The organism is Thalassotalea agariperforans (genome assembly GCF_053470345.1).
Genome location: NZ_JBQMWH010000007.1, coordinates 84022 through 98203 on the forward strand (window position 1 = coordinate 84022; position 14182 = coordinate 98203).

General features: G+C 37.4%; 7 protein-coding genes. 1 reads left to right on the plus strand and 6 read right to left on the minus strand.

What is annotated here, in order from left to right; translation table 11 throughout:
- Window positions 1-33: 33 nt before the first annotated feature.
- From ACSLUO_RS11000 to fabB, 6 genes are all read right to left on the minus strand, one after another.
- Entirely contained in the window at window positions 34-3756 is a 3723-nt protein-coding gene (locus ACSLUO_RS11000) for a FimV/HubP family polar landmark protein (protein WP_448248576.1), read from the minus strand.
- 224 nt (window positions 3757-3980) lie between these two features.
- On the minus strand, window positions 3981-5000 hold the full coding sequence (locus ACSLUO_RS11005; protein WP_448248577.1) for an aspartate-semialdehyde dehydrogenase: 1020 nt from the start codon (window positions 4998-5000) through the stop codon (window positions 3981-3983).
- Between the two features lie 7 nt (window positions 5001-5007).
- Complete coding sequence (locus ACSLUO_RS11010) at window positions 5008-6186, minus strand: 4-phosphoerythronate dehydrogenase (RefSeq protein ID WP_448248578.1); 1179 nt, start codon at window positions 6184-6186, stop codon at window positions 5008-5010.
- A 201-nt stretch (window positions 6187-6387) separates the two neighbouring features.
- Window positions 6388-8802, minus strand: a complete 2415-nt coding sequence (locus tag ACSLUO_RS11015; RefSeq protein WP_448248579.1) for a beta-galactosidase — start codon at window positions 8800-8802, stop codon at window positions 6388-6390.
- 159 nt (window positions 8803-8961) lie between these two features.
- Window positions 8962-10557 carry a winged helix-turn-helix domain-containing protein gene (locus ACSLUO_RS11020; protein WP_448248580.1) on the minus strand — a complete coding sequence of 532 codons (1596 nt, stop codon included), beginning with the start codon at window positions 10555-10557 and terminating at the stop codon, window positions 8962-8964.
- A gap of 220 nt (window positions 10558-10777) precedes the next feature.
- Window positions 10778-11989 carry a beta-ketoacyl-ACP synthase I gene (fabB, locus tag ACSLUO_RS11025; RefSeq protein ID WP_448248581.1) on the minus strand — a complete coding sequence of 404 codons (1212 nt, stop codon included), beginning with the start codon at window positions 11987-11989 and terminating at the stop codon, window positions 10778-10780.
- Between the two features lie 176 nt (window positions 11990-12165).
- Between fabB and mnmC the strand changes: the two genes are divergently transcribed.
- A complete protein-coding gene (gene mnmC, locus ACSLUO_RS11030) occupies window positions 12166-14172 on the plus strand; it encodes a bifunctional tRNA (5-methylaminomethyl-2-thiouridine)(34)-methyltransferase MnmC2/FAD-dependent 5-carboxymethylaminomethyl-2-thiouridine(34) oxidoreductase MnmC1 (RefSeq protein ID WP_448248582.1) in 2007 nt (668 codons plus the stop codon).
- Window positions 14173-14182 lie beyond the last annotated feature (10 nt).

Sequence of the window (14182 nt, forward strand, 5' to 3'; positions counted from 1 at the left end):
CGTTGGCTTTCAGTAATTTTTTGAGGAAAAACGCTATTTTAAATTATCTAATAGTTGTTGGGCTTCGTATTGCTGCTGTGCATCACCTTTTTCAACCACGTCCATTAAAATCACTTCCGCATTTTCAAGGTCGCCAATTTCAAGATAAACCTTAGCAAGATCCAGTTTAGCAGCAACCCCGTTTTCATCATCTTCATCAACATCAATGGGCTCACCATTATGACCAAATTCAGGGAAGTCTTCTAAACCCACGTCAATTTTCTTTTGATCATAAGGTTCATCAACCATATTGATATCTAAACTGTCTGATAATAATGAATCAACTGAAACAAAATCACTTTCTTGTTTGGCATCTTGCTGTTCAAGTAATTCGTTGATTTCATCTTCGTCGTCAATATCATCACCAATATCAAATTCATCGAGATCATCAGTAGTTGAACTGGCTGTTTCTTCTTCAATATTTGCTAATAACTCGTCAAAATCTAAATCGTCAAGCTCTTGAATATCATTCATTTCACTAGCTTCAACAACGTCTTCTTTTGCTTTTGTCTCGCCATCATTTAATAAATCAGCCAACACATTACTATCAGTAAAATCAGGTGATAATTCTATTGCCGGTTCATCATTATCTAATTCAACATCATCTTCGGTAAATTCTTCAGATAACAAACTATCGTCAATTTCATCAGATGCTGACGACGCTTGTTCAACCGACGTATCAAGCTCATCATCCGATAGCATATTTTCGATATCGTCTAGATCAATATCTGAAACTTCAAGTTCGCTAGCGTCATCATCAAGTTCAGAGTCATCCCCCATTTCAGCTAATAAGGCATCAATGTCTATATCGTCCGATTCCACTTCGTCAGTTTCAGCGATATCAATATCATCTTGCAATTCATTCGAAGAAGATATGTCACTAAAATCCATCGCTAAAAATGGCGTAATAAGTTCTTCAGATAAATTTTCAATTTGTTCAGCATTTTGACCTTGCTGAGGCGAAGAAGAATTATCGTCTGTGTTAACAGATTCTTCATTGTGTTTATCGGATGGAGAAACCTCTGTATCTATATTATCTGGGGTATCAAACCCCGCTAATAAAGCGTCAATGTCATCAGGATCAGTTAATTCTTTTTGACTATCGTCTTCAGCACTTTCTTCTTCAATGCTGTCATCTTCTGTCTCAGAACTTTCTTCAGCAGCGCTTTCCTGTTCAACACCCGCTAATAAAGCGTCAATGTCATCAGGATCGGTTAATTCTTTTTGGCTATCGTCTTCGGCACCTTCTTCTAAGGTGCTATCATCTTCTACCTCAGAACTTTCTTCAGCAGCGCTTTCCTGCTCAACACCCGCTAATAAAGCATCAATGTCGTCAGGGTCGGTTAATTCTTTTTGGCCATCTTCTTCGGTACTTTCTTCTTCGATGCCGTCATCTTCTATCTCAGAGCTTTCTTGCTCAACACCCGCTAATAAAGCATCAATGTCTTCAGGGTCGGTTAATTCTTTTTGATTATCGTCTTCGGCTGATTCTGATTCAGAGCTTTCCTCCGCAACGCTTTCTTGTTCAACACCTGCTAATAAAGCATCAATGTCATCAGGATCTGTTAATTCCTTTTGACTATCGTCTTCGGCTGATTCTGATTCAGAGCTTTCCTCCGCAACGCTTTCTTGCTCAACACCCGCTAATAAGACATCAATGTCATCAGGATCGGTTAATTCTTTTTGATTATCGTCTTCGGCACTTTCTTCTTCGATGCTATGGTCTGCTTCAGCTTCTTCCTCAGAATTTTCTTCAGCAGCGCTTTCCTGTTCAACACCCGCTAATAACGCGTCAATGTCATCAGGATCAGTTAATTCTTTTTGACTATCGTCTTCGGCACTTTCTTCTTCGATGCTGTCATCTTCTGTCTCAGAATTTTCTTCAGTAGCACTTTCTTGCTCAACACCCGCTAATAAGGCATCGATATCATCAGGGTCGGTTAACTCTTTTTGACTATCGTCTTCGGCACTTTCTGCTTCGATGCTGTCATCTTCTATCTCAGAATTTTCTTCAGTAGCACTTTCTTGCTCAACACCTGCTAATAAAGCATCGATATCATCAGGGTCTGTTAATTCTTTTTGGCTATCGTCGTCTTGAGTATTATCTTCTTCAACACCCGCTAATAAAGCATCAATATCATCAGGGTCTGTTAATTCTTTTTGGCTATCGTCGTCTTGAGTATTATCTTCTTCAACACCCGCTAATAAAGCATCAATGTCGTCAGGATCGGTTAACTCATCATTTTCATCAACTAAAGGATCTTCACCTGATAAAATCGCATCAATATCGTCTTGTGATGTATCTGACGTACTTTCAGGCTCTGCTGTCTCATCATCAGAAACTAAAAGTGCATCTAAAGCGTCTTGATCTAATTCACCACCTTCTAATATTTCGCTTTCATCAGTTTTTTTATCTGAATCAAAGCCTGATAATAAGGCATCTAAATCACTTTGATCTAGCTCTGTTGACCCTAACTCTTCGCTATCGTCATCATCTAAAGCAATTTCTTCAAGATCATCTAAACTATCATCATCTAATTCATCATCCAGTTGAATCACATCATCATCAAGTAATTCATCTAAACTACTTAAATCGTCATCAAGTTCATCACCTAGATCAATGGATAATTCATCATCCAAATTCAACTCATCATCAAGCGATAATTCATCATCTAAACTAAGCTCATCATCCAGTGATAATTCATCATCACTCTTTGCTTCATTACTTTCTAACGAGAGTTCATCAGCGCCACTTTCTTTTGGATCAGGAAATGCTAAATCTTCATCGGTAATATTTTCAGCTTCTGCTTGTTTCTTTTTATCATCCGGCTGCGATTTTTTTCTCATTAACAATAATGCAAAGATACCAATTAGTAATATCGCAGGTACGGTTGCCAAAATCCCTGTCATCCAAGGACTGTTGGCAAAGTTTTGCCGTTCCAGCTCAGCTTGTTGCTTAGCTAGTAATAATTCTTGCTCGCGTGCGTTAGCTTTTTCTAATAAGGCTTGTTGATTAGTTAACAAATTATCCATTTGTAACTTAATTTCTTCGCTTTTTGCCACTTCATTTTGCATAACATTCAATTGTTTATCAAAATTAGTTAAGCGATTTTTTAAGCCTTCATTTTCTTGCAATAAGGCTTGCAAACCATCAATAGAATCAGCTACATCATTTTGAATCGTCGATAAACGCTTCTCTTGTGTTTCGTCGATAGTTTTTAATTGCTCATTTATTTCTGATTTAGCCGCGTCTAAGTCTTTTTTCTTAACCGATATTTCTTCTGGTTTAATTTGTTCTTTTTTCGCAACAACAGCACTTTTAACTTTCTTTTCCCAAACCGTATCATCAACTTCTGACTTTTGTTTGGCACTAGTTGGGTTAATTGAGCGCATTTGCTCAATACTAGGTATTTTTAAATATTGGCCGTTAACTAGGTGATTTAAATTATTATCTTGAAAAGCTTGCGGGTTTTGTTGAAATAAAGCCGTCATCACTTGATACACGGTTAAGCGTGGATCTGGGCGTACTTTTAAAGCAATATTCCAAAGAGTATCTTTATTGGTTAGCGGGCCATACTGATCATAAGGAAAAGCATCGGAAGATTTTGGGCCACGTATACTGATACCGGCCTGTTCAGCAGCATAACTAGCAGGTATAAAAGTGACAATGCTTATTAAAATTACCCGTAAAATACACAGGCGTAACAATCGTTGCATTAAGGCTTCCCTAAGTTTTATCATTATTGTCAATAATTTGGCTTTTTGACTAGCAATTTTTTAAAGCAAAGTTTATTCCAACTCGGTAATAATACCAAGTTGATTGCAAGATAAAATTATTCATTCGCTAAAAATAAAAAATCAGAAACAAGCCGCCACTACTATGTCGACTCATTTCTGATCTACTTTAATTAAATTCTAACTTAATAAAAAGTTAAAATTTATTATGAAAGGTATTCTTTAATTAACAATTCACCGATTTGAACTGAGTTAGTTGCCGCGCCTTTACGAACGTTGTCAGCAACAATCCAAAGGTTAACCCCATTTTCATGGCTGATATCATCGCGAACACGACCAACATAAGTAGCGTCTTGACCACTTGCTTCACCAATTTGTGTTGGGAAATCAGCATCGTTTTCACATAAAATAACACCATCAGCTTCTTTTAATAACGCTTTAACTTCTTCCGCTGAAATTGGCGTTTTAGTTTCAATGTGTAAAGCTTCAGCATGACCAAAAAACACAGGTACACGTACCGCTGTTGGGTTAACTAAAATAGTGTCGTCACCAAAAATTTTCTTAGTTTCCCATACCATTTTCATTTCTTCTTTGGTGTAACCATTTTCTAAGAAGACATCAATTTGTGGGATCACGTTAAACGCGATTTGACGAGAAAAGTTCTTCGGCTCTGCTGGTTTGCCTTGTAATAAATCAGCTGTTTGTGTTGCTAATTCATCCATTGCTTCTTTACCGCCACCAGATACTGACTGATAAGTACATACGTTAATACGTGAAATACCAACAGCGTCTTGAATTGGTTTTAATGCCACTAACATTTGAATTGTTGAACAGTTAGGGTTAGCAATAATATTGCGGTTACGGTAATCAGCTAAAGCACCTGGGTTTACTTCTGGTACCACTAATGGAATATCGTCTTCGTAACGGAATTCAGAAGTGTTATCAATAACAATACAACCTGCTTCACCAGCAATTGGCGCAAATTTAGCTGAAGTAGCGCCACCAGCAGAAAAGAAACCAATTTGAGCTAAGCTAAAATCAAAGTTGTCTGCATCTAATACTTCAATGCTTTCACCATTAAATTCAATAAATTCGCCAGCTGAACGAGCACTTGCTAATGGATATAGTTTATTAATTGGAAAATCACGTTGCTCTAAGATTTCCATGATTGTTTTACCAACTAAACCTGTTGCGCCAAGTACGCAAACGTCAAATTTCTGTGCCATTTGAGCTTTATACCTCTTCTAATGGTGTTTGTTTAAAACCAAGTTCATACAAAGGCTGTAACTTAGTTTGATTAGTATTTATACTGTTTTCGATATTGCTTTCAATCTCTTCAATAATAGTCAAAGATGAAAACTCTCGGCGAACAGGATATGTTTTTCGAATATGGTCAAAACCGAAGTCTGATATTTGTTGACGAAAAATAGCGTCATCCCGTCGAACATCGTAAACCATTTTAACAGTCTGGTTTAATAAAATCTCGCTAAAATTGCTATTTATTTTAGTAACTGCAATATCAGGTTCAGGTAAAAAGTCTGTTAAGCTTTTTGTGATTGTTTTTTCGAACTTACGACACAAAGCTTGATATAACATTTCAGTGCCACGTGACTTACCTTCTAGGCTATAACCGGCAATATGAGCACTGGCTATTTCTGCATATTCAATAAGTGGCATTAAGATATTCGGTTCATTTTCCCAAACATCTAACACTAACTTAGTTTCATAACCATCTTGCTTTAACGCTAATAACGCTTGATTGTCGATCACTTCACCACGACAAGCATTAATCAATATTTGCTCTGGCTTTAATTGTTTTAACCTTTCTTCATTGAGTAAATGATAGGTTGGGTGCTCACCAGTACGGGTTAATGGCACATGTAAGGAAATAATGTCGCACGACAAGATCTCTTCAATGGTCACAAATTCTCTGCTGTCACCCTGTTCGGCTAAAAGGGGATCACAAATTTTATAATCAATACCTAGCGCTTTAAATTTTTCACTGGTACGTGTACCGGTATTACCGCCACCAATAATGCCAACGGTTTTGTCTTTTAATGAAAAGTTATATTTTTCCGATAAGATCACCAACGAACTTAACACATATTCAGCCACCGAAATGGCATTACAGCCTGGTGAAGCAGTAAAGGTAATGTCACGCGACGATAAGTAGCTTTGCTCAATATGATCAACACCTATTGTTGCCGTACCAACAAAGGCTAAGTTTTTATTTTGCGCTAGTAACGCTTGATTAACCTTAGTAACCGAACGTACTAATAAAACATCGGCACAAGCAACGTCATCTGCCGTTAAAGTTCGACCATTAAATGCCGTTAATTGCGTTTGCTCGCCAAAAAAGTCGCCAAAAAACTCTTTTGCAAATGGCATATTTTCATCATAAAAAATATTCATTAATTTTCACACTCAAAATAAAGTGCGACTATTGTAGCCAACCCAATAACGAAATACAGTATTCTCTTATACTAATTAGATGGAAGATAGTTGAAGAGGTAATTAGGGCAATACCAAGCAATATTTACCACCAAATGAAAGCGCCCAATTCAACTTAACTTGAATTGGGCGCTCAACCATAATGCTAAGATTAGTCTGCTATTATTTTTGGGTTAATTTCTTAGTTAAGTGACCATAACGACGTTGATATAGATTTTTATGGACATCTTTAGCGGCGTTAACCATATGCTCGTAAGGTACATCTGTCACCCTAACGATACCAGTATTGTAATTTTCACCATCATAGGCACGGCCTGAAATTGGGCCATCGGCATACTGAAACATATGAACACCAACAAAGTAAGGGTTGTCGATAACCGAGTTCATATAGTTTTTCATTTTTAAGCCCCGATCTTTTTGATCCGCGGCAATCACAATTCCTGGGTGAACATGGCCGGCATCATCAGAGCCAAAACTAAATTCACCAATTAAACTTGGCGCATCTACTTCAGCTAAAATTTCCCATTCACTAGCAACAAGGCCTTCTTTGTATAAGTTATAAGTAACAATATCATTGTGCTCGGCAGCAGCTCGCACAATTTCTTTTGGCATACCCCAAACAGGCATACGTGATCCTAAATATAAATGATTTGGCAATACTGACTTTAACGCTTTATTGACAGAACCAAAATACTGAACACCATATTGATACAATAAATCTGAATAATCTTGCTCTTGTGCTTTGGTATTAAAGCTCGGGTCAATTCCTTGATTGAACGCTTGCCATGACGTTATATTTTTATTCCAAGCTTTGTTTAAGGCTGCAATGGTTTGATATTTTTCCTGTAAAATTTTAGTAAATGCCGCTTTCGCGTGTACTGCATTGCCGTCACTTTTTAATGTGTTGAATACAATTCCGTAAGTTGACTCTAAGCTACCACCACGTCCGAAGCTTTGCTCATTGTCCATAAAAATACCCATACACCAAGGTGTTGCATTTATTTGCTTAGCAACATGCTCTGCTGCTGCAACAGCACGTTGATAAAACCTTGGATCATAAGCATCAGGAACGCCATGCCAAAAATCGAAACCACTACTTAAGGTACCAAATTCACCAATAATATCGGCAAATGCAACAAACGGAATTTTGTTATTGCCGTAATATGCCTCTTCAGACCAGTTTCCTAATGAGGTATAACCCCAGTCCAACATTCTCCGCACGGTAACTTCGCGCCAAGTATCAAGGTACGACTCTTTATAGGTTTCACCATACCGACGCTCTAAGTTAGCACTATAAAAACTAAATGTTTCACCATGTTTTAATGGCCCACTTTGGGTTTCGCGACGATAGCCAAAATGATTACCTAACGGAGCATCATAATCGGGTAGCCATTGAAAAACCTTACTACGGGTTTCATTTGCAACATATCGGCTTGGCAGAGCTTCTTTATTTACAGCATTTAAAGGCTGATCATCTTCTGCTATTGTCATATCCGCTGTACGTTTACTTATATACTTTTGATCAAAATCATAGCCGGTAATGGTCGATGAATTAGACAAACGAATAATATCAATACCGGTAGAAAAATATAAATAACCTTCAGGATCAATGATCGCCCATTGTCCCTCTATTTTTTGCGTACGGAAGAAACCTGTTGCTTCAAAACGCGGACCGTTTTTCCAACCATGAAATTTCGAGCGATCTGACATCACTTCCCCTTTCAGGGTGGCTAATTCTTCAGCAACAAGTTGTTTTAAATGTTCATCCGATTTTACTTTGCCAGGATAATCTACTTTGGCATTTTGACCATATTTATCAATCACACCAGTTAAGAAGTTTTTATCCATTTTGGGATTGGCACGTAAACGAATATTATCAATTGTAAACTGCCGATCAGATAATAATCCATTGGCAGAAAATGATATTTGGGTAATACCTGATAAATTTAAACGCTTTTTACCCCAAAAAGAATAGGCTTGTTTGTCATTTGACTGCCATGTTACGGGGTTTGAGCGAAAGCCTGAGCTAAAGTTAAATTCGGTTTTTGTTGCCCATTCTGGATCTTGTTGATCATGCCCATCCATTTTTGCATAGTGGGTTTGCACTTTACCAACGGGCACAACTAAACCACGTGTATAAAAGCCACCACTACTATCAGCCATAGTAAGATCAAGTTGCACAGACTCAGTGCCATGGTTAGTTAAATCAAAGGCTATATGAAAATCTTCATATTCACTCCAATCAAACGGTTGCTCAGGACGGATCATTAATACCGGATTGTTTTTTTGTTGAGCATGTAATTTAACTAACAATGAATGTTGGCCTGAAATCGCTTGTTCCTTACCAACAATTGATTGCACGCCGTTTGAAACAATAATTTCTTCCGCTTTTGTAGCCGTTTCAAAATCGTACAAGATAATATCTTGTGTTAAACGCTTATTAGCTGTCGCACTATTGATGTCTGCATTTGAACCACACGCCATTAATATTAATGCGCAAGAACTCACGGCAAACGAATTGAGCAAATAGCTTAATTTTTTATGCCCATTTACGGGGGTTAACCTTTTTGTTTTCATTACATACCTTCCATTTCAACAAGTGTTAATACTCTCTTTAGGCAAACTTGCATCGTTAATTATATTTCTCGGCAAGCGAACAACTTAGCTAAAGAAGCCAAGCTAAAATAGAGTAAAAAGGAAGTTAATGGTCTTAAAATTTTCTTAAAAAAACTATAATTACAAAATTAAATCAATTTTAAATTTAGTAATAAGATCTTGAATTTCATAATCTTTCACAACTTTTCTTGCGGCAGAAAGATGATATTGACGGGCTTGTTCATTACCTAGCCCCTGTTCAGCGTTGGCTAATAAACAATGTACCGATGTCATGCCAATTGAATAGGAAATACGTTCAAACTGATTTAGCGCTTGCTGTAATGACACTTTAGCCGCTTGATAATTTAATTGAGCAAGTTGTAACTCTCCGGCCAATTGGCGACTGAAACCATGATAAAAAGGATTAGTTTCAACCTGTAATTGCGCTTCCATTAATTCGGCATAATGCCAAGCAGAATTTAATTCTCCTAAGCGAAATAAATTATAAGCATGTCGATAATAAATACTGGCTTGATCAATGTTTTTTTTATGTCCACTTTCGGCATGTTTCAATGAATTATCTGAATTAAATTTCGCGATAAGATCTAGCGCCTTTTGACTTATTTCAACCGCTGATTGAAAGTCTTCTTGGTACTGGTACCAATCATTTAATACTTTATGCGCTTGAATGTTTTCCGGCTCAACACTGATCAATCCTTTCATCAGTTGTATTGCCGCAGCTAACTTACCTTGCTGAGCTAAGGTTAAAGCTTCAACAAAAAGTTCATGATTAAAATCACGGTAATCAACATTAACATCATCCAAAGTTGACTGAGATAAATCCGCAATTACTTTTCCTAAAGCAGTAATTAACTGTTCAATAGAGCTGCTAAAAATCACTTCTCGTTTAGTATTATTAACAAAATGTAATTTATAAATCAGCCGAAATTCATCTAATGTTCGTGAAATTTCAGTTTCTACAATAGTTGCAGCACCGGTAATTTTGAAGAGCCGTTTGATTTGTGCTTGATTATAATTTCTCTCCATTTGAGCATTGCGCATCGACAATAAAACATAATCAAGTGGCATAACTTGCGAATGATCTTTTGCTTGAGTAATTAACGTATCCATCACGCCAATAGCAACCCAATCATAATTACGATCAATAATTTGATTTTTTGTCGGTAAAATAAATATAGGATTATACGCTTCGCTTTGCTCCTCTGCTCTCATAGGCGAGTTATATGAACTAGCGAGAGCGTCATCTGTTGTATTATTTGGTAGCGTTAAACTAGCTTTATCATTAAACAAATAAATCAGTAAACTTAACACCAGCACACCAATTAAAGCATAAACAATGAATAAGCCATTTTTAGCTACTTTTAATTTAACCGGAACATCTTCAGATTGTTTACTATTGCTTGAATCAAGCAACTTTTGCTCAATAGTTGCCACCCAGCTATAGCCCTTTCTCGGATGAGTTTGAATGACTTTTTTATCTGCAAATATTTTACGAATTTCACCAATCGATTGGAATATAACCTGCTCATCAACTGCAACATCATCCCATACTTGCGCTAGCAAGGTTTGCTTATCAATAATTTGATTTTTATGCTCAATTAAAAGGCATAATAATTGAAAGGTTTTCGGGCGAACATCGTAGCGAATACCTTGGTTGATAATAGAATGTTCTTGGCAATCAATAATAAAATGTTCACCAATAAATTGAGCGTGCAAAAGAATATCCAATTAATTTGACAATAAAAGCGTATTTAACCACACAGACAACAAAAAATCCGTCTAATTTATAACAATTAATATTTAACAATAGTAATTAATAAAAAATTATTACGAATATTAAGAATGATGAGTATCAGTTGTAGGGAAGAATATATAGAAAGGAAAATCTTAAAAATATGCTAGCCACTGCAATTAACAATGGCTAGCATGTATAACGTTATTTGTACTTTTTAAGCAATAAGGTTGCGTTTGTACCACCAAAACCAAAACTGTTTGACATAGCTAAGTTAATTTCAGCGTCGCGAGTTTCAGTAACAATGTCTAAACCTTCGGCTTTTTCATCTAGCGTACTAATGTTAACAGACGGACAAATAAAGTTATTTTCCATCATTAACAAGGTATAAATCGCTTCATGAACACCAGCTGCACCTAAGGCATGGCCGGTCATTGCTTTAGTTGCAGAAATAGCCGGTGACTTTTCACCAAATACTTCTTGAATTGCACCTAATTCTTTAACATCACCAACCGGTGTTGATGTGCCGTGGGTATTTAAGTAATCAACATCACCTTCAACACCTTGCATAGCCATTTGCATACAACGAACAGCACCTTCACCTGATGGCGCTACCATATCGTAGCCATCTGATGTTGCACCGTAGCCAACAACTTCAGCATAGATATGCGCGCCACGAGCTAAAGCATGCTCTAATTCTTCAACAACAACCATACCGCCGCCGCCAGAGATAACAAAACCATCACGATCAGCATCATAAGTACGAGAAGCCGTTTCAGGGCTGTCATTGTATTTAGAAGATAAAGCACCCATGCCATCAAACATCATGGCTAATGACCAATGAACTTCTTCACCGCCACCAGCAAAAACAACATCTTGTTTGCCTAATTGAATTAATTCAGCGGCATTACCAATACAGTGAGCACTTGTAGCACACGCTGAACTGATCGAGTAGTTAACACCAAGAATTTTAAATGGTGTAGCTAAACAAGCAGATACTGTGCTCGACATTGTTTTTGGAACTGCATAAGGGCCAACGCGTTTTACGCCTTTTTCACGTAAAGTATCAGCTGATAAAACAATGTTTTCTGAAGATGCACCACCAGAGCCAGCAACAATACCCGTGCGGATATTTGACACTTGCTCAGGAGTTAATTTTGAATCTTCAATTGCTTGTTGCATAGCAATATAAGAATAAGCAGACGCTTCGCCCATAAAGCGTAACGCTTTACGGTCAATATGTTCTTTAACATCAATGTTTGGTTTACCCCAAACTTGACTACGTAAACCATACTCAGCAAAGCTCTCTGCGCGAGAAATACCAGAACGTCCAGTTTTTAATGATGCTAATACTTCATCAGCATCATTACCAATACTTGAGACAATTCCTAAACCAGTGATAACAACACGTTTCATTTTCAAACCATCGTAATTTTATAAAATCGAGCGTATGATAACGGCTTTTGCACCTCAAACTGGTCTATCCAGTGAACACTTGTACACTGAATAATGTTTCTGGCTAGCAGTTATCCCCATAAGTGCGTAACATAATACATGATAATTACTTAAGTTTAAATTTTGATGACATTCTCGTGAGCATAGAAAATAAAGTACTTTTCCAAAAAGATGGTAGTCCCTATTCCACCACATTTAATGATATTTATTTTGATACTGTTGATGGTTGTCGACAAAGTGTACAAGTGTTCATTAATAGTAACAATTTGCAACAACGATTACAGGCTGAACAAAAATCATTCACTATTGCTGAAACGGGCTTTGGTACCGGCTTAAACTTTTTATTAACTTTAGCGCTTTATCAGAATATTGCCGAAAAAAAAGCACTGGCCGCATCACCTTGTCAAATGACAAACTTGCATTTTATCAGTGTAGAAAAATTCCCCTTAACAAAAGCACAAATTAAACAATCATTAACCATTTGGCCCGAGCTAGCTAAACAGGTGTCGCTACTTTTAGAGCAATACCCTGAATCTCCTCAGCCGAATGAAACTATCAAACTAAATTTTTTAGCTGATAAAGTTAGCCTAACCTTAATTTTTTCAGATGCTACCCTTGGCCTTGCCACGGTAAAATCAAATAAACACGGGATAGTAGATGCTTGGTATCTTGATGGTTTTTCGCCAGCACAAAATCCTGATATGTGGACACCAGCGTTATTTCAAGAAATTGCCCGACTTTCAAAAGAACAAGCAAGTTTAGCCACCTTTACCATTGCCGGCAGTGTTCGCAGGCAACTAAAAGAGGTTGGTTTTAGGGTAAGTAAAAAAATAACCGACGGTAAAAAAAGAGAAACCTTAGTTGCTGTTTTCCAGCAAAGTGAAAAATTTGGTAAAGGCTATCAACTTCGCCCCAAAATAACTAAGCCGATGCACGCCGTCATTATTGGTGGTGGTATTGCTTCCGCTTGTGCCGCTTATGCTTTAACCAAACAAGGCATTAAAGTGGTGTTATATTGCCAAGACAATAAAGTCGCGCAAGGCGCTTCAAGTAATACCATTGGTGCTTTATTTCCGTTGTTACATCAGCAGCAAGACGATATCAGCTTATTTTATCAGCAGGCGTTTTGGCGCGCTAGGGAACTTTATGATGAGTTATTAGCCGACGGCTTTCATTTTGCTCATGACTGGTGTGGTTTATTAGAAATTTCTTACAAAGATGCATTAGTTAAACGCCAGCAACAATTTGAGCAATTAAACGCTTGGGATCAGCACCTGATCACCAGCATTGATGCACAGCAAGCATCTGCCATTGCCAAAATCCCACTAAAACACGGTGGCTTATTTATGCCAAATGCAGGATGGATATCACCGCCTGAATTAGTACAGGCATTACTAAAAGCTGCCAGTCACACCAATCGCTTAAAAATTGAAACCGGCGTAAAAGTTACTCAAATAGAGCAATTAGCTAACGAGCAATGGCAATTAACCACGTCACAAGGGCAAGTTACGGCAAGTACTTTAATTGTTTGTGGTGGCGCTGAAACCGCTAAATTAAATATTGTTAATCAACTGCCTTTTAGTGCAGTTCGTGGCCAAGTCAGTAATATGAAAGCAAATAACGCATTAGCAAACTTATCCACGGTTATTTGTCATAAAGGTTATTTAACACCTGCTCATAAAAGCGTGCAATGCATAGGTGCCACCTTCGAAAAAGATACCTTTGATATTTCAGTGAAAGCAGCTGAAGATGAATTTAACTTGAAGATGTTACAAACTTGCTTACCAGAACTGGCCACATGGCAAACTGAAGATATTCATACCAGCAAAGCTAGATTACGTTGTATGACACCAGATCACCTGCCAATGGTGGGCTTTATGCCAAAACTTAATGAACATAAAAGTGAATATGCCCATTTAAGTAAAGATAAAAATTGGCGATATAAAACCCCTGCGCCTCACTATAAAAATTTATACGTGTTATCTGGTTTAGGGGCACGAGGTTTGTGCTCTGCGCCATTATTAGCTGACATTTTGGCTGCCGATCTAACCGGCGCACCTTATCCTGTTGATAATAAAATGCTGTTTAATTTAGCGCCAAACCGGTTTGTTATTCGCGATTTGATCAAACGTAAAGTGAGTTGATTAGCTAGGC

What these genes read in the sequence shown, in the direction of transcription:
- ACSLUO_RS11000 (WP_448248576.1), bottom strand. Translation starts at nt 3,756, where the DNA reads ATGCAACGATTGTTACGCCTGTGTATTTTACGGGTAATTTTAATAAGC.
- fabB (WP_448248581.1), bottom strand. Translation starts at nt 11,989, where the DNA reads ATGAAACGTGTTGTTATCACTGGTTTAGGAATTGTCTCAAGTATTGGT.
- ACSLUO_RS11015 (WP_448248579.1), bottom strand. Translation starts at nt 8,802, where the DNA reads ATGAAAACAAAAAGGTTAACCCCCGTAAATGGGCATAAAAAATTAAGC.
- ACSLUO_RS11005 (WP_448248577.1), bottom strand. Translation starts at nt 5,000, where the DNA reads ATGGCACAGAAATTTGACGTTTGCGTACTTGGCGCAACAGGTTTAGTT.
- ACSLUO_RS11010 (WP_448248578.1), bottom strand. Translation starts at nt 6,186, where the DNA reads ATGAATATTTTTTATGATGAAAATATGCCATTTGCAAAAGAGTTTTTT.